Raw genomic sequence first — 17247 nt, forward strand, 5'->3', positions numbered from 1 at the left:
GGGGAGGGGTGACGTGACGGCACGCACCGGGCGCCGGGCTGTCCCCGGGACCGCACCTCCGCTAGGATTTGTCTTGACGTCAAGATAACCGCCACCACCGAGGAGCGTCGACGACGACCATGGCCACGATCATCTACACCCTGACCGACGAGGCCCCGATGCTGGCCACGTACTCCCTCCTCCCCGTCGTGGAGGCCTTCGCGTCCTCGGCCGGCGTCGACGTCGAGACGCGTGACATCTCCCTCGCCGGACGCATCCTCGCCCTCTTCCCGGAGACCCTCACCGAGGAGCAGCGGGTCGGCGACGCCCTCGCCGAGCTCGGCGAGCTGGCCACGACGCCCGACGCCAACATCATCAAGCTGCCGAACGTCTCCGCCTCGATGCCGCAGCTCAAGGCCGCGGTCAAGGAGCTGCAGTCGCAGGGGTACGCACTCCCCGACTACCCGGACGACCCGCAGACCGACGAGGAGCGCGACATCCGCGCCCGCTACGACAAGGTCAAGGGCAGCGCCGTCAACCCCGTTCTGCGCGAGGGCAACTCCGACCGCCGCGCCCCGGCCGCCGTCAAGAACTACGCCCGCAGCCACCCGCACTCGATGGGCGCCTGGTCCTCCGACAGCAAGACCTCGGTGGCCACGATGGGGGTCGACGACTTCCGCTCCAACGAGCAGTCGGTCGTCCTGCCCGCCGACGACACCCTGACGATCCGGCACACCGCTGCCGACGGCACCGAGACCGTGCTCAAGGACGGCCTCGCGGTCCTCGAGGGCGAGGTCGTCGACGCCACCGTCCTGCGGGTCGCCGCCCTCGACGCCTTCCTGCGCGAGCAGGTCGCGAAGGCCAAGGCCGACGACGTGCTCTTCTCCGTGCACCTCAAGGCCACGATGATGAAGGTCAGCGACCCGATCATCTTCGGCCACGTCGTCACCGCCTTCTTCCCCGAGGTCTTCGAGCGCTACGGCGCCGACCTCGCCGCGGCCGGCCTCTCCCCGAACAACGGCCTCGGCGGCATCCTCGACGGCCTCGGCGCGCTGCCGAACGGCGACGAGATCCGCGCCGCCTTCGAGCAGGGCCTCGCCGACGGTCCGCGCCTGGCGATGGTCAACTCCGACAAGGGGATCACCAACCTGCACGTCCCGAGCGACGTCATCGTCGACGCCTCCATGCCGGCGATGATCCGCACGTCCGGCCACATGTGGGGCCCCGACGGCGAGGAGCACGACACCTTGGCCGTCATCCCCGACTCCTCGTACGCCGGTGTGTACCAGGCGGTCGTCGACGACTGCCGCGCCCACGGCGCCTTCGACCCGACGACGATGGGCTCGGTGCCGAACGTCGGCCTGATGGCCCAGAAGGCCGAGGAGTACGGCAGCCACGACAAGACCTTCGAGATCGCCTCGGCGGGCCGGGTCGAGGTGCTCGACTCCTCCGGCGCCGTGCTCATGGCGCACGACGTCGAGGCCGGTGACATCTGGCGCGCCTGCCAGACCAAGGACGCCCCGATCCGCGACTGGGTCAAGCTCGCCGTCACCCGCGCCCGCGCCTCGCAGACCCCCGCGGTGTTCTGGCTCGACGACTCCCGCGCCCACGACCGCAACCTCATCGCCAAGGTCGAGGCCTACCTCCCCGAGCACGACACCGAGGGGCTCGACATCCGGGTCCTCTCCCCCGTCGAGGCCGCGAAGCTCTCGGTAGAGCGCATCCGCCGCGGCGAGGACACGATCTCGGTCACCGGCAACGTGCTGCGCGACTACAACACCGACCTCTTCCCCATCCTCGAGCTCGGCACCTCGGCGAAGATGCTCTCCGTCGTCCCGCTGATGAACGGCGGCGGCCTCTTCGAGACCGGCGCCGGCGGCTCCGCCCCAAGCACGTCCAGCAGCTCGTCGCCGAGGACTACCTGCGCTGGGACAGCCTCGGCGAGTTCCTCGCCCTCGCGGAGTCGTTCCGCCACGAGGCCGGCAACGGCAACCGGCGCGCCGAGCTGCTCGGCAACGCCCTCGACCGCGCCACCGAGACGCTGCTCAACGAGAACAAGTCGCCGGCCCGGCGGGTCGGGCAGATCGACAACCGCGGCAGCCACTTCTGGCTCGCGCGGTTCTGGGCCCAGGAGCTCGCCGCGCAGACCGACGACGCCGCGCTCGCCGCCATCTTCGCCCCGGTGGCCGAGCAGCTCGTCGCCCAGAGCGACACCATCGAGGCCGAGCTGCTGGCGGTGCAGGGCAAGCCGGCCGACATCGGTGGGTACTACCGGCCGGACGCGCAGAAGGCCGCCGGGGTCATGCGCCCGTCGGCGACCTTCAACGCGATCATCGACGGCCTCTCCGCCTGACCGGAACTCGCGCCACCTCCTCCCGCGGGTCCTCTGTACGAGGACCCGCGGGAGGGCCACACTGAGGGCCCATGAGACCCCCCTCCATCGCGCAGCGCCTCGGCGCGGAGTTCGTCGGTACCTTCTGGCTCGTCTTCGGGGGCTGCGGCTCGGCGATCTTCGCCGCGGCCTTCCTCGCGCCCAACGTCGTCAGCGGGGGCAGCCTGCACCTCGGCATCGGCTTCCTCGGGGTGGCGCTGGCCTTCGGCCTCACCGTCGTGACGATGGCCTATGCGGTCGGCCACGTCTCCGGGGCGCACTTCAACCCCGCGGTGACCATCGGCGTCGCCGTCGCCCGCCGCTTCGAGTGGAAGGACGTGCCGGGCTACGTCGTGGCCCAGGTCCTCGGCGGCCTGCTGGCCGGCCTGTCCCTCTGGGCGATCGCCCGTGGCGCACCGGGCTTCGACGCCACGGGCAACATGGCCGCGAACGGCTACGGCGAGCACTCCCCCGGCGGCTACTCGCTCGTCGCCGTGCTGTGCGCCGAGATCCTGCTCACCGCCGTCTTCCTCTACGTGATCCTCGGCGCCACCGACTCACGGGCACCGGAGGGGTTCGCGCCCATCGCGATCGGCCTGGCGCTCACCCTCATCCACCTCGTGTCGATCCCGATCTCCAACACCTCGGTCAACCCGGCCCGCTCGACCGCCGTGGCCTTCTTCAACGGCAACGGGGCGCCGGGGCAGCTGTGGCTCTTCTGGGTCGCTCCCATCATCGGCGCGGCCATCGGCGGGGCGACCTTCCACCTCATCACCGGGGTCGACCGGCGCGACCGCGACATCTCCGGCGAGATCGACCCGGCCGACCTCGCGGTCGCCGAGGGCGTCGACCCCGACGCCCCCCGCTGAGCCGGTGACCGGCTGAGCTACGCCGCCGTGGGACGACCCTCGGCGGCGTAGTGCCGGTACAGGAGGTAGGCGGCGAGGGCGTCGAGCGCGTGCCAGACCGCGTGCTGCTGGAGCAGGGCCTCGGGCCGGCACCACGGGTGGTCGCGCATGCCCGTCGTCCAGATGGCGAAGGCCAGCGCGAGGGTCGCGACCGACCCGATGCCGAACCGCAGGTCCTGGGCGGGCCCGTCACCGCGACGGCCGCGCCGCCACAGCGCGACCTCGAGGCCGATGGCCACCCACAGCTCGACGGCGAAGACCGCGTTGCCGAGGTGCCCGAGCACCGGCACGTCGCCACCGCGGAAGTGACCGGCCATCCCGATGCCGACGGTGACGACGAACACCGATGCGAGCGTTCCGGGTCCGCGACGCAGCCAGCGCATGACGCCGTGCGCGACGGCGAAGCCCGACAGCAGGAACATGCTCAGCAGGTCGAGGTGCCCGCCGACGTCGGTCTGCGTCGCGTGCATCGCCATGCTGCCGGGGCCGAGGAGGACGACGAGCACCGCGAAGGCCGTCGCGAGACCGGGGTGGGCGCCGAGCGCACCCCCGAGGCGGCCGGGCCGGGACGCGTGCCACGCCACCGCCAGGCCGGCGAGCACGAACCCGAGATTGCTCCAGGTGTTGGCGGGCTGGCGCACCCAGCCGGGGTGGGCGGCCTCGCAGAACCCGTCACCGCGCCCGACGTCCGGGCCGAACCAGCCCCCGCGCGCGGCGAGGACGACGAGGGCGAGCGAGAGCACGGCCGTGACCCCCGTCACGACCACTGGTCTCAGGTCGCGCCCGCCCGGCGCCGCAGCCGTCATGTGACCAGCCCACCACATCGGGCGCCTGCCGCGCCGGGTCCGCGCGCTGATAGCGTCGAACCGACACTCCACCCACCCGCGTACGAAGGGGTACCACCGTGAGCAGCACGCCCGTCAAGGTGGCCGTCACCGGCGCCGCCGGCCAGATCGGCTACAGCCTCCTGTTCCGCATCGCGAGCGGCGCGCTGCTCGGGCCGGACACCCCCGTCGAGCTGCGGCTGCTCGAGATCACCCCCGCGCTCAAGGCCCTCGAGGGCGTCGTCATGGAGCTCGACGACTGCGCGTTCCCGACCCTCGCCGGGGTGCAGATCGGCGACGACCCCACGAAGGTCTTCGACGGCGTCAACCTCGCCCTCCTCGTGGGCGCCCGCCCGCGCGGCCCGGGCATGGAGCGCGGTGACCTGCTCGAGGCCAACGGCGGCATCTTCGCCCCGCAGGGCAAGGCGCTCAACGAGGTCGCGGCCGACGACGTGAAGATCACCGTCACCGGCAACCCGGCGAACACCAACGCGCTCATCGCGATGTCCAACGCCCCCGACATCCCCACCGAGCGCTTCTCGGCCCTGACCCGCCTCGACCACAACCGCGCCATCAGCCAGCTGGCGGCGAAGCTCGGCGTGCCGGTCACCGAGATCAGGAAGATGACGATCTGGGGCAACCACTCCGCCACGCAGTACCCCGACCTGTTCCACGCCGAGGTCGGCGGTCGTAACGCCGCCGAGGCCGTGGGCGACCAGGAGTGGCTGGAGGGCACCTTCATCCCGACCGTCGCCAAGCGCGGCGCGGCGATCATCGAGGCGCGCGGTGCGTCGTCGGCCGCCTCCGCGGCGTCGGCCACCATCGACCACGCCCGCACCTGGGTGCAGGGCACCGCGGACGGCGACTGGGTCTCGATGGCCGTGCGCTCCGACGGCTCCTACGGCGTCCAGGAGGGGCTCATCTCCTCCTTCCCGGTCACGGTGAAGGACGGCCGTTGGGAGATCGTCCAGGGCCTGGAGATCGACGAGTTCTCGCGCGGGCGCATCGACGCCTCGGTCGCCGAGCTCGCCGAGGAGCGCGACGCCGTCAAGGGCCTCGGCCTCATCTGAGCCCACCCACCCCGACTTCCCCGGGCCTCCACCCGCGACACACTGTCGCGGGTGGAGCAGCACCTGGGCCAGACGGCGCTGGAGGACGGCACGCAGATCCGGTTCGCGGTCACCGGCCGCGGGCCCGTCGTGGTCCACGTGCCCGGATGGGTCTCGCACCTCGAGCTCGGGTGGGCACTGCCCGTCGAGCGGCGCTTCTACGAGGGACTGACCGACGGCCGCACCCTCGTGCGCTACGACCGCCCCGGGTGCGGGCTGTCCGGGCCGACCGGGCGCGCCGACGTCGTCGAGCAGGAGATGGAGGTCCTGCAGGCGGTCGTGGCGGCGGTCGGGGTCGAGCGGTTCGACCTCGTCGGCGCCTCGTTCGGGGCACCCCTCGCCGTGCGGTGGGCGGCCCGGCACCCCGAGTCGGTGGACCGCCTCGTGCTCTACGGCGGCTGGGTCGACGGCGACGGGGTCGCCGAGCCGGCGGTGCGCGAGCACGTGCTGGGCCTGGTCGCGCAGCACTGGGGCCTGGCCTCCGACGTCCTCACCGAGATCTTCGCCCCCGAGGCCGACGCCGGGTTCCGGGCGATGTTCTCCCGCTACCAGCGCGCCTCGGCGTCGGCCGAGCGCGCCCACCAGATCCTCGCGGCCTGCTACGGCGTCGACGTCTCGCAGGACCTGGCCCGGATCAGCAGCCCCACCACGGTGCTCCACCGCGAGTACGACCGGGCCGTGCCCCTCGCCGAGGGACGACGGCTCGCGGCCGGCATCCCCGGCGCCACGCTGCGGGTCCTGCCCGGGCGGGCCCACGTGCCCTTCGCCGGCGACACCCACGCGCTCCTGACGGCCATCCGGGAGGGGCTGGGCCTGCCGGCCCTCGACCCCGTGGAGCCACCGGCCCTCACCCCGCGCCAGCTGGAGGTGGCGGCCCTGGTGGCCCGGGGCCTGTCGAACCGGCAGATCGGGGAGGCGCTCGTCATCACCGAGCGCTCGGCCGAGTCGCACGTCGAGCGGATCCGGGCCCGGCTGGGGTTCCGCTCCCGCGCCCAGGTCGCGGCCTGGTACGTCGGCTCGACCCCGTCCGGCTGAGGGCGAAGTGCGGTAGTTCCACTGCTGACGGGACGCCGGGCCGCCGCGCAGGCTCGAGGCATGACCTCCAGCGACCACGTCACTCCCCCGGCTCCCTTCGAGGAGCACGCCGTCCGGGGACGGTTCAACGCGCTGTTCTTCCGCGTGATGGGCGGGTACCTCGACCGGCGCATGCGCCACCACAAGTGGGCCGTCCTCGCCGGGCTGCCCGACACCGTCGTCGAGCTCGGCCCGGGGGTCGGCGCCAACCTGCCTTACCTGGCGTCCGGGTCGCGGCTCATCGCGATCGAGCCCAACCCCCACATGCACGCGCGGCTGCGGCACGCCGCCCGGGCCCACGGCGTCGACCTCGAGGTGCGTGGCGTCGTCGCCGAACGGATCGACCTGCCGGACCACAGCGTCGACGCCGTCATCTCCAGCCTCGTCCTGTGCAGCGTCCGGGACCCGGAGGCCGTGCTCGCCGAGGTCCGTCGGATCCTGCGACCCGGTGGCCGGTTCAGCTTCGCCGAGCACGTCGTCGCCGACCCGGGCACGCTGACGCGCTGGACGCAGCGTGCGGTGCGCCGGCCGTGGGCCTGGGTCTTCGAGGGGTGCTCCTGCGAGCGCGACCTGGCCGGTGCCGTCGAGGGCGCGGGCTTCCGCAGCGTCGACCTGCGCCGCTACCGGATCCGGTCGGCGTTCCTGCCGTTCACCACCCACGTCGCCGGCACCGCGGTCGCCTGAGCCGATGGACCACCAGATCGGCGCCGCGCCCTGCCCGAGGTGGGTCCGCCGGCCGGCCCGTGCCCTCCTGGTGCGCCGCCTGGGACCGCCCGACGCGCACCACGTGGCCGGCCTGCTGGGGCGGCTGTCGCCCGAGTCGAGCTACCGCCGCTACTTCCGCATCGTGCGCTCGCTCGCGCCCGCGGACCTCGCACGCCTCGTCGACGCGAGCCCCGGCCACGTGGCGGTCGGGGCGTTCGACGGCGGCGTCCTCGTCGGCCTCGCGCAGACCTTCCGCTCCGACCGGCAGCCCGACCACGCCGAGATCGCGGTCGAGGTGGCCGACAGCCACCACCGCCGGGGCATCGCCGTCCGCCTGCTGACCGAGGTCACGTCCCGAGCGTCCGCCGACGGCATCACCCACGTCACGGCGACGGTCCTCGCCGAGAACCGGCCCCTCCTGGCCCTCCTGCGACGGTCGGGGTGGGAGGTCGACACCACGCTCGACGGCCCCTACCTCGACGTCGTCGTCACCCTGCCGCCCGGCGGGCCCACCCCGTCACGGGGACATCGACAGGAAGAGGAAGGCCGCGAGCAGCACGAGGTGCACCGTGCCCTGCAGCCGTGTCGCGCGGCCCGGCACGACGGTGAGCACCGCGACGACCATGGTGATCGCGAGCAGCACGATCTGGGTCGCCCCGAGCCCGAGGTGCAGCGGGGTCGGCACCCAGATGGAGGCCACGGCGAGCGTCGGGATGGTCAGGCCGATGGACGCCATCGACGACCCCAGTGCGAGGTTGAGCGAGACCTGGATGCGCTCGCGCCGCGCCGCGTTGGCTGCCGCGATCGTCTCCGGGAGCAGGACGAGCAGGGCGATGACGACACCGACGAACGACACCGGCAGCCCGGCCGCGAGCACCGCCGACTCGATGGCCGGTGACTCGATCTTGGCCAGCCCCACGACGGCGACGAGGGAGAGCAGGAGCAGCACGAGCGCGGTCCAGGCCTCCCGGTCGGTGGGTGGGTCGGCGTGGTCGTCGGCGGCGAGCACCTCGCCCTCGCCCGTGACCGGCAGGAAGAAGTCGCGGTGCCGGACGGTCTGGGTGACGACGAACGCGGCGTAGAGCACCACGGAGGCGACGGCCGCGAAGGCCAGCTGCCCACCGGTGAACTCGGGTCCGGCCTGCCCGGTGGTGAAGGTCGGCAGGACGAGGCAGGTGGCGGCGAGCGCGGCGACCGTGGCCAGTGCGCCACCGGTGCCCTCGGCGTTGAAGTTCGCGAACCCGAAGCGCCGGGCGCCGAGCAGCAGGGACAGGCCCATGATCCCGTTGACGGTGATCATCACGGCGGCGAAGACGGTGTCGCGGGCCAGGGTCGCCGCCTCGTCGCCGCCGCTGAGCATCAGCGTGACGATGAGCGAGACCTCGATGACGGTGACCGCGACGGCGAGCACGAGCGACCCGAACGGCTCACCGACCCGGTGCGCGACGACCTCGGCGTGGTGCACGGCGGCGAGCACCGCGAGCGCCAGGAGCAGGGCCACGACGAGGACGAGCACGGGCCCGAGGTCGCGCCCCCACGTCGCCGCGAGGGCCACGAGACCGACGACGGGGCGAACGTCCAGGTGCGGGCGAGGACCGGATGCGTTCCGGCAGCGGCCACCTCAGCCACTTCCCGGGTGCAGACCGGCGGCGCGCTCGGCGGCCTCGACGACGTTGGACAGCAGCATCGCGCGGGTCATCGGCCCGACCCCGCCGGGGTTGGGGCTGACGAAGCCCGCGACGTCCCACACGTCGTCGGCGACGTCGCCGGCCACCCGGGCCTTGCCGGACGCGTCGTCGACGAGGCGGGAGACCCCGACGTCGAGGACGGCCGCACCGGGCTTGACCATGTCGGCGGTGACGATGCCGGGGACGCCGGCCGCGGCCACGACGATGTCGGCCTGGCGGACCTCGGCCGCGAGGTCGCGGGTCCCGGTGTGGCAGAGGGTGACCGTGGCGTTCTCGGAGCGTCGGGTGAGGATGAGCCCCAGCGGGCGGCCCACCGTGATGCCGCGCCCGACGACGACGACCTTGGCGCCGGCGATCGGCACGTCGTACCGGCGCAGCAGCTCGACGCAGCCGACGGGGGTGCACGGCAACGGGGCGGGCTCGCCGAGGACGAGCCAGCCGAGGTTCGTGGGGTGCAGGCCGTCGACGTCCTTGGCGGGGTCGACGGCAGACAGGATCGCGTTCTCGTCGAGGCCGGTGGGCTGCTGGACGATGAAGCCGGTGCACGCGGGGTCCTCGTTGAGCGCGCGGACGACGGCGAGCACCTCCTCGAGGGTCGACCCGAGGGCAGGTCGTGGCGCATCGAGTGGATGCCGATCTCGGCGCAGTCCTTGTGCTTGGCGCCGACGTACCACCGGCTTCCCGGGTCGTCGCCGACGAGCACCGTCCCGAGGCCCGGCACCACACCGCGTTCGGCGAGGGCGGCCACGCGGGCGCGCAGCTCGTCCTTGATCGTCGCGAGGATCGCCTTGCCGTCGAGAGTCGTGGCCGTCACGCCACCATTCTTCCATCGGTCGGGGCGGCCCCCGACGACGTCCGGCGGGGCAGCCCCTCTGCTCCACCGCCCCGCCGGCGCCCGGCACCCACCCTCGCGGGCGGCACCGTGCAGGGGGTTCGGACCCGGGCGGCCCGCGGATGGGTCCCCACGCCGGGGGCCTGACCTCCCACGATGGCGCTGGAGTGACTAGCGTGACCCCTGTGGCGAAGTACGCGGTGAACGAGGCGGGCGCGGCCCACGTCCGCGCGCTCATCGACGCCCACCAGTACGTGCTCGACAGCGACTGGGGCGAGGTCCAGCCCGACGCGGCGGCCCAGAACGCCTACCTCGAGCGGCACGGCTGGGACGCGTACGCCGCCTGGCACCTCGGGCTCACCGAGGGCCGGGCGAGGAGACCAAGGCCCGGTACGCGTTCGTCGCCGGTGACTTCCGCCGGGTCCACCGCAGCGCCCTCATCGCCTGCGTCTACCGGGCGTCGGAGTGGCGCCACAAGGAGGTCGAGCTCGCCGCGCACGACCTCCTCCAGCACCTCGACGCGACGAGCGCGTGAGCACCGACCAGACCACCCGCCGGTCCGGCCGGCACCGTTCGGGCGGACGCGTGTCGGTGCCCGCGCGCATCGCCCCGGGCGCGGCGGGCCCCCGGCTGCCCGGCCTCGACCTCGCCCGCGGCCTCGCCGTGCTCTCGATGCTCGTCGCCCACCTGAGCCCCGTCGGTGGCGTCCTCGACCTCAGCGAGTACCTGACGGCACCGCTGTTCGCCGTGCTCGTCGGGGCCGCGATGGGCCTGGTCCTCGCCCGACCCGGCACCGACCCGGTCCGCTTCGTCGCCGACAACGCGCTGCGCGGGCTGCTGCTCGTCGCCCTCGGGGTGATGCTCCAGGCCCTGTACCCGCAGATCGACGTCGTCCTGCCCTACCTCGGCGTGCTCGTCGTCGTGCTGGCCCCACTCGCCGTGGCACTGCACCGGCTGCCGGTGCTCACGCTCGGGCTCGCCGTGGGGGCGGCGGTGCTCGGGCCGGTCGTCACGGAGCGGGCCCGCGACGCCCTCGTCTCCGGCGGGCCGGCCACCGGCACCGGCGCGCGGCACCTCCTCGACTGGCTCGCGGCCGGCCCCAGCTACCGGCTCGTGTCCTTCCTCCCGATGGCCCTCGGCGGGCTCGCCCTGGCCCTCCTGCTGCCCCGGCTCGCCGCGTGGCGTCCCGCGGCCGGTGTCGCCGCGGTGCTGCTGGCGGCGGCCGGTGTGGTGCACGCCCTCGGCGCGGCCTCGAGCGGCGGGGCCGCGCCTTACTCCGGGACCACCGCCGAGGTGGTTGCCGGCTCGCTCCTCGCGGCCGGCGTCGTCGCGGCGTCGTGCGCGCTCGCCGACGTGGCCGCGGTGGCGCGGTGGGGGATCCGCGCGCTCGACCCCGTCCTCTCGCTCGGCCGGCTGGCCCTGACGGCCTACACGGTGCAGGTGCTGTTCCTCGCCGTCGTGGCGGCCGTGCGCGGCGGCGCCCGTGACGACACCTGGCCGGTCCTCCTGCTGACGACCGCGGTCGTCGTCGGGTCGGCCTGGCTGCTCGACCGCACGTGGGGCACGGGTCCGCTGGAGCTCGTCGTCCGGCTCGCCCGGCTGCCCGACGGGTGGCAGCCCGGGGCGGCCCTCAGCGACGCGGTCAGCGCGGCACGGCAGCGGCGAGGGCCTCCAGAGCCGCCGGGAAGCACTCCGCCGGAGGAGTGACGAGGCCGGCACCGACCTGGCCGGTCCCCGCCACCCGACCGGCCATCCCGGTGTTGATCTGCGGCAGCTCGCCGGTGCGAACGACCTTCGTGACGTCGATGCCGACCGGCGTGCCGCGGAACCCGAGCACCGGAACCTGGAACAGCGGGTGCTCGCCGACGGTCACCTCGTACATCCGGCGGGTGGCGCGCAGCGCGAACGGAACGTCCCCGCCGACGAAGCGGACGATGGCCGGCGCGGCGGCCATCGCGAACCCGCCGATGCCGCCGGTCTCGGTGATCGCCGAGTCGCCGATGTCGGGGTTCGCGTCGTCGGGTCCGTAGTCGCCGAGGAAGAGCCCTTCCGGGGTGTTCGCGGGCCCGGTGAACCACTGGTCGCCGGTGCCGGAGACGCGGATGCCGAAGTCGGTGCCGTTGCGGGCCATCGTCGTGACGACCGTCGAACCGGGGATGCCCTCGGCCGCCCGGGTGGCCAGCTTGCAGGCGGGCATCCCGAGGTTGAGGAAGAAGTGCTCGTTGGCGCCCGAGAAGCGCACGGCCTCGGCGACGTCGGAGGAGGGGGCGTCGGCGGTGATCATGCCGGGCAGCAGCTCACGCAGGAGCATCAGCGAGCCGGCGCGGTTGCGGTTGTGGCCCTCGTCGCCCATCTGGAGCATCTGGGCGATGACGGCGCGGACGTCGACCGGCCCCGTGGAGCGGACGGCCTGCCGGAGGATCGGGCCGAGGACAGCGCCCATCCAGCGCAGCCGGTCGATGACCTCGGGGCCGTACGCGCCGTAGCGCAGGACCTTGCCGAGCCCCTCGTTGAGAGAGCACCACGAGGTGTTGCCGTGCACGTCGTCGCGCAGCACGTAGACCCACATCGAGGGGCTGATGACCCCGGCCATCGGTCCGACGGCTCCACGGTGGTGACACGGTTCGAGGTCGAACTCGCCTGCCGCGAGGCGCCGTTCGGCGTCCTCGGCCGTGTCGGCGAGCCCCTCGAGGAGGACGGCTCCGATGAGGGCGCCGCGCAGGGGCCCGGACGCGCGGTCCCAGCCGATGGGCGGGCCGGCGTGCAGGAAGGTGCCGCGCTCGAGGCCGAGGGCCTCGGCGGCCGGCGCGACGTCGACGAGGACGGCCTCGGCGGAGGTCATCCGGGCCAGGGCCGTGGCGTTGGCGGCCTCGCGGCGCGGGTCGGCCATCACCCGGGCCAGGGCGACCTCCGTGCCGGGCATCGGGGGGTGCCAGCCGACCTCGGTGACCGGCACGGCCTGCTCGCGCAGGGCGGCGGCGAAGAGCGCGACACCGGACGTGGCGACGACCGGGTCGGCGGCGAGGAGTCCGTGCAGCGGGGCGGTCATCGGGTGGCTCCCAGGGCGGCGACGGCGTGGCGGGCGGCAGCGGCGTTGGACAGGAACACGGAGGCGCCGGCGGCGGCGAGGGCGTCGGCGCAACGGGCGCGGCCCTGAGGGTCGGCATCGGTGCCGGAGAGCGACACCACGACCGGCAACGCACGGCCGTCCGCGTGGGCGGTGGCGCGGGCCGCCCGCACGGCGTCGGCGAGCTCGCCGGCGGGGTCGGGGTGGGCGCCGTGGCCGAGGACGAGGTCCACCAGCAGCACGCCGCACGTGGGGTCGGCGGCCTCGGTGGCGATGCGCGCCGTGCGCAGGGTCGGGTCGATCATCGGGTGGGCCCGGCCCCGGGTCAGCTCGTCGGCTCCGAAGTCGACGACGACGTGGCCGGGGTCGGTGAGGTCGGGGCCGAGTGCGGGCTCGTGGCCGAGGTTGGACGCGATGGCCCCGAGGTCGTCGGCGGCGACGAGGAGGGCCTCCTCGGCGAGGGTGCCTCCGCAGAAGAGACCGCGCAGGGACGGCCCGCGGGTGAGGCCGGGGTCGTCGGGGTCGGCCTGTGTCGCAGCCCAGTCCGGCACGGTGACGCCCTCGGCGGCCAGCGCCTGCTCGAGCGCTGCGGTGAGGTCGGGACGGCCGGCGCCGAGGGTGGCCCAGTGGACGCGCAGGCCGAGGGCGTCGGCCTCCGCGCGGACGTCGTCGAGCACGGCGTCGTCCGGCGGCTTGGACACGACGAGCACCCACTCGGTGGCGGCGTCGGCGGCCAGGGCGCGCAGGGCCTGCCGGGTGGAACGGCCAGCGACGGCGGCCTTGAGGTCGCGCCCGCCGACGCCGAGGCAGTGGCTGACGCCCACACCGGCCGCGTCGAGGAGGCACATCGCCTGCTGCGCACCGGTTCCCGAGGCGGCGACGATGCCGACGGGGCCGGGGACGACGACGTTGGCGAAGCCCAGGGCGACACCGCCGACGAGCGCGGTGCCGCAGTCGGGACCCATGACGAGCACGTCGGCGGCGGCGGCGGCCTCCTTGAGCGCCACCTCGTCCTCGACGGAGACGTTGTCGGAGAACAGCATCACCGAGGCGCCGGCGGCGATGGCGTCGTAGGTCTCGGTGACGGCGTGGGCGCCCGGGACGGAGACGAGGGCGAGCCCGGCACCGGATCGACGGACCGCCGAGCCGAGCGTGCCCGGCGGCACCTCGTCGTCGGCACCGGTTCCGCCGGTCGGGGCCGACAGCGCGCGCAGGGCGTCGTCGACGGCGGTGACCCCGGTGGCGACGGCCTCCTCGTCGACGGTCCGCAGGGCGACGACGAGGTCGTTCGGGCCGGCGTCGCCGGGTACCTCGAACCCCATGCCGCGCAGCACCTCGACGTTGAGCTCGGTGGCCATCGCGACCTGGGCCGCCTCGACCCCGGCGGCACCGGCGACCGTGCGCGACACCTGCAACAGGCTCACCGAGTCGTGGTACGCGCCGCGGCGCAGCTCGACGTGGACGGTCATGCGGCGGTCCTCCCGGTGGCGGCGAGCGGGTCGAGGGCGGCGCCGAGGCCGGCGACGAGGTCGGCCCCGGAGGTGTGGCCGACGGCGAGCACCGGCGGGAGCGCGGCGCGGGTGGCGGCGAGGTCACCGGCCGCGACGGCGTCGACGAGCGCGACCACCTCGGGGGTGGCCCACCCGTCGAGGGCCGCGGCGAGCAGGGACGCGGAGACGGCCGTCGTGGCGTGCAGCCGGGCCCGGACGGCCGCGGCCAGCGGGTCGGGGCGACCCCGGGGCGGGACGTGCCCGAGCGCCCGACGCACGAGCAGTGCACCGGCGAGGGCGTCGTCGCCGCTCGGCGTGAGTCCGGGCCCCCGCCCGACGAGGCGCCCGACCGCCTGCTCGGGTGCGGTGGCCGTCAGGGCCTCGACGACGGCCGGCGCGAGCCAGTCGGGCGCGGCGGGGCATCCCCCAGCGAGCGCCGACCGCACCGGACCGGTCGCCGCGTGCGCGACGGCACCCCGGGCCACGCGGGCCGGGCGCCAGGTCCGCACGCCGCGCACGGTGAGGGCCGGGAACGCGAGGGTCCCCGCCCCGACGACGACCACGTCGCCGGCCACGACGCCGAGCTCGAGCCGGTCGCAGGGCTCCCCCAGCCGGACGGCCCCCGGCAGCGCGAGGGCGTCGTGGCCGAGCACGGGCAGGACCCGGTCGGCGGCCGCGAGGTAGGCGCCCGCGCGGTGCACCCCCAGGACGACGAGCGGCCGGCGCGGGCAGCGGACGAGGTCGGCGGTGAGGGGCGAGAGGGCCCCGGGAGCACGAGCCGACCGCGCGAGGGGGCCTGCGCGGGCGAGGGCATACGGAGACGCTAGTGACGGCACTACAGTGGCCGGATGGTCAGAGTTGCCAACGATGGGCCGAAGGACGCACAGACCTTGCCAGCCCCGGCTCCCGCCTCCCCGGAGTCCGACCCGGCCGCCCTCGCCGCCCTCGTCGAGCAGCAGCGGGCCCTCCTCGAGCGCGAGGACGAGGTGCACCGCGTCCTCGTCCGTGTCGTCCTCGACGGCGGCGGCCTGTCCGAGGTCGCCGAGGCGGTCGCGGGCTTCTACGGCGGGGCGGCCGCCGTCACGACGACCGACGGACGGCTCGTGGCGAGCGCCGGCGCCCTCGAGGACCTCCCGGACGTCACCGCGCTGCCGTGCTTCGACCGCACCGGCCGGCTGCTCGTCGAGGACGAGCCCGTCGGGTGGCGCGACCCCGCCGGCCCGGCCGACCCGACCCGCGCCCTGGTGCGCATCGTCGCCGGCTCCTCCGAGCTCGGCGTGCTCGGCGCCTTCTCCCCCGGTCCGGCCCTGAGCCCCACCGACGTCCACGTCCTCGAGCGGGCCGCCACGGTGGCCGCGCTGGCCATCACCAAGGAGCAGGCCGTCGCCGCGGTCGAGGGCCGCTACCGCGCCGAGTTCCTCCGTGACCTGCTCGCCGGGCGCGGGGGCGAGCCCGCCGACGCCGCGTCGCACGCCGCGTCGCTCGGGTGGGACGTCGCCCGGCCGCTCGTCGTCGTCGTCGCCGAAACGGACGAGAACGACGCCGAGACCACCCGGTCGGCCGAGGAGGTGCGGGTCCTCCAGGACAGATTCGCCCGCGCGTGGGCCCAGGCCGTCCGAGCCCGCGACACCTCCATCGCGGTCGCCGGCTTCAGCCAGGAGGTCGTCGTCCTCCAGCCCGTCGAGGAGGACGCGGACGCCGAGGCCGTGCTGCGCCGGGTCGGCGAGCTCGTGCGGGTCGTGCGCGGCGACGGGGGCGGTGGTCGGCGGACGTTCACGGTCGGGGTGTCGCGCACCGTGTCGTCGGTCGCCGACCTGCGCCGGGCGTACGAGGAGGCCGAGACCGCCGTGCAGGTCGGCCGGCAGGTGGAGGGCGGCTCGGGCGTCGCGCACTTCGACCAGCTGGGCATCTACCGGTTGCTCGCCCTCGTCCCCGACTCGGCCGACCTGCGGCGCTTCGTCACCGAGAGCCTCGGCGAGCTGGCCACCGACGCCTCCCCCGAGAACGCCGACCTGCGGCACACGCTCTCGGTGCTCATCGACACCAACCTCAACGTCGCCGAGACCGCCCGGCGGCTGTTCTTCCACTACAACACGCTGCGCTACCGGATCGCCAAGCTCGAGCGGATGCTCGGCCCGTTCACCACCGACCCGCAGCTGCGGCTCACCCTCGCCCTGGCCTTGCGGGTGCACCGGATGAAGGGCCTCTGACCGCCCGTCCACCTCGGCTCGCGAGCCCGACCGGTGGTCGCGAGCCGCGCCGACCCGGCTCCGCAACGACCCGCACGGCTCGCGAGCCGGCCGTGGTGGAGCCCGCGCTGGAGCCCGCACGCGCCACCGGGCACGGGGGTGGGACGATCGCGCCATGACCGCACCCGACGACGTCTACACGCACGGGCACGAGGAAGCGGTCCTGCGCTCCCACCGGTGGCGGACGGTCGAGAACTCGGCCGCGTACCTGCTGCCACACATCACCGAGACCTCGCGCATCCTCGACGTCGGCTGCGGACCGGGCACCATCACCCTCGACCTCGCACGACGGGCCGGCGCGGGCCGCGTCGTCGGCACCGACCGGTCGGAGGCCGTCGTCGAGGAGGCTCGCGCTGCGGCCGCGCGGACCGGCCTGACGAACGTCGAGCTCACCGTGGGCGACGTGTACGCGCTCGACCACGCGGCCGGCTCGTTCGACGTCGTGCACGCCCACCAGGTGCTCCAACACCTCACCGACCCCGTCGCCGCGCTCCGCGAGATGGGCCGGGTCTGCCGCCCCGGCGGCCTCGTCGCGGTCCGCGACGCCGACTACTCGGCCTTCACCTGGTCCCCGGCCGTGCCCGAGCTCGACGACTGGCTCGACCTGTACCGGGAGGTGGCCCGCGGGAACGCCGCGGAGCCGGACGCCGGCCGCCACCTCAAGGGCTGGGCCCTGGCGGCCGGGCTCGAGGTGGTCTCGTCGACCGCCGGGGCCTGGTGCTTCTCCACCGCGGACGACGTCGCGTGGTGGGGCAGCACGTGGGCCGAGCGGGTGCTCACGTCCGGCCTGGCCGAGCAGGCGCTCGAGCGGGGGCTCGCGTGCGCCGCCGACCTCGACCGCCTCGCGGCGGGCTGGCGGCGCTGGGCCGCCGCACCCGACGCATGGTTCGCCGTGCTCCACGGTGAGCTGCTGTGCACCCCGAAGGCCGTGGGCTGACGGCGAGGCCGCCT

Annotated in this window: 12 protein-coding genes and 3 pseudogenes; 9 read left to right on the forward strand and 6 right to left on the reverse strand. The window is 74.8% G+C overall.

Annotated elements, in window-relative coordinates; genetic code table 11:
- The first annotated feature begins 119 nt into the window (after positions 1-119).
- Together G7075_RS11180 and aqpZ are read left to right on the forward strand one after the other, a co-directional pair.
- A pseudogene (locus G7075_RS11180) lies at positions 120-2332 on the forward strand (NADP-dependent isocitrate dehydrogenase).
- 71 nt (positions 2333-2403) lie between these two features.
- Positions 2404-3219, forward strand: a complete 816-nt coding sequence (gene aqpZ / locus G7075_RS11185) for an aquaporin Z (RefSeq protein ID WP_166121836.1) — start codon at positions 2404-2406, stop codon at positions 3217-3219.
- Positions 3220-3236: 17 nt separating this feature from the next.
- On the opposite strand, the gene G7075_RS11190 is transcribed toward aqpZ, so the two are convergent.
- Positions 3237-4019, reverse strand: coding sequence for a ceramidase (locus G7075_RS11190; RefSeq protein WP_240917554.1), 783 nt, complete (start codon positions 4017-4019; stop codon positions 3237-3239).
- 143 nt (positions 4020-4162) lie between these two features.
- Here G7075_RS11190 and G7075_RS11195 point away from each other — a divergent pair, with 143 nt between their 5' ends.
- From G7075_RS11195 to G7075_RS22785, 4 genes and pseudogenes are all read left to right on the forward strand, one after another.
- Positions 4163-5152, forward strand: coding sequence for a malate dehydrogenase (locus tag G7075_RS11195; RefSeq protein WP_166121840.1), 990 nt, complete (start codon positions 4163-4165; stop codon positions 5150-5152).
- Positions 5153-5203: 51 nt separating this feature from the next.
- Positions 5204-6226 (forward strand): alpha/beta fold hydrolase, encoded by a 1023-nt coding sequence (locus G7075_RS11200; RefSeq protein ID WP_205860480.1) that lies wholly within the window; start codon positions 5204-5206, stop codon positions 6224-6226.
- Positions 6227-6286: 60 nt separating this feature from the next.
- On the forward strand, positions 6287-6949 hold the full coding sequence (locus G7075_RS11205; protein WP_166121842.1) for a class I SAM-dependent methyltransferase: 663 nt from the start codon (positions 6287-6289) through the stop codon (positions 6947-6949).
- Positions 6950-6953: 4 nt separating this feature from the next.
- Positions 6954-7403: pseudogene (locus tag G7075_RS22785) on the forward strand (GNAT family N-acetyltransferase); the annotation flags it as partial.
- Positions 7404-7487: 84 nt separating this feature from the next.
- On the opposite strand, the gene G7075_RS11215 reads toward G7075_RS22785, so the two are convergent.
- The gene (locus G7075_RS11215; RefSeq protein ID WP_371814054.1) at positions 7488-8525 is read right to left on the reverse strand and encodes a calcium:proton antiporter; all 1038 of its coding nucleotides are present in this window, start codon (positions 8523-8525) and stop codon (positions 7488-7490) included.
- A gap of 66 nt (positions 8526-8591) precedes the next feature.
- A pseudogene (locus G7075_RS11220) lies at positions 8592-9472 on the reverse strand (bifunctional methylenetetrahydrofolate dehydrogenase/methenyltetrahydrofolate cyclohydrolase).
- Positions 9473-10021: 549 nt separating this feature from the next.
- Here G7075_RS11220 and G7075_RS11225 point away from each other — a divergent pair.
- Positions 10022-11197 (forward strand): acyltransferase family protein, encoded by a 1176-nt coding sequence (locus tag G7075_RS11225; protein WP_166121844.1) that lies wholly within the window; start codon positions 10022-10024, stop codon positions 11195-11197.
- On the opposite strand, the gene G7075_RS11230 is transcribed toward G7075_RS11225, so the two are convergent.
- From G7075_RS11230 to G7075_RS11240, 3 genes are read right to left on the reverse strand one after another with little or no spacing between them, the layout of a single operon-like run.
- A complete protein-coding gene (locus tag G7075_RS11230; protein WP_166121846.1) occupies positions 11133-12539 on the reverse strand; it encodes a DUF1116 domain-containing protein in 1407 nt (468 codons plus the stop codon). The two genes, G7075_RS11225 and G7075_RS11230, sit on opposite strands and share 65 nt — an antisense overlap.
- Positions 12536-14026 carry an FdrA family protein gene (locus tag G7075_RS11235; RefSeq protein ID WP_166121848.1) on the reverse strand — a complete coding sequence of 497 codons (1491 nt, stop codon included), beginning with the start codon at positions 14024-14026 and terminating at the stop codon, positions 12536-12538. The genes G7075_RS11230 and G7075_RS11235 overlap by 4 nt, the downstream gene beginning before the upstream one ends.
- Entirely contained in the window at positions 14023-14748 is a 726-nt protein-coding gene (locus G7075_RS11240) for a DUF2877 domain-containing protein (protein WP_166121850.1), read from the reverse strand. The genes G7075_RS11235 and G7075_RS11240 overlap by 4 nt, the downstream gene beginning before the upstream one ends.
- A 189-nt stretch (positions 14749-14937) precedes the next feature.
- On the opposite strand from G7075_RS11240, the gene G7075_RS11245 reads away from it, so the two are divergent.
- Both G7075_RS11245 and G7075_RS11250 read left to right on the forward strand, forming a co-directional pair.
- Positions 14938-16257 carry a CdaR family transcriptional regulator gene (locus G7075_RS11245; RefSeq protein WP_240917555.1) on the forward strand — a complete coding sequence of 440 codons (1320 nt, stop codon included), beginning with the start codon at positions 14938-14940 and terminating at the stop codon, positions 16255-16257.
- A gap of 154 nt (positions 16258-16411) precedes the next feature.
- Positions 16412-17233, forward strand: a complete 822-nt coding sequence (locus tag G7075_RS11250; protein WP_166121854.1) for a methyltransferase domain-containing protein — start codon at positions 16412-16414, stop codon at positions 17231-17233.
- The last annotated feature ends 14 nt before the right edge of the window (positions 17234-17247 follow it).

It is taken from the genome of Phycicoccus sp. HDW14 (genome assembly GCF_011383005.1).
GTDB lineage: Bacteria > Actinomycetota > Actinomycetes > Actinomycetales > Dermatophilaceae > Phycicoccus.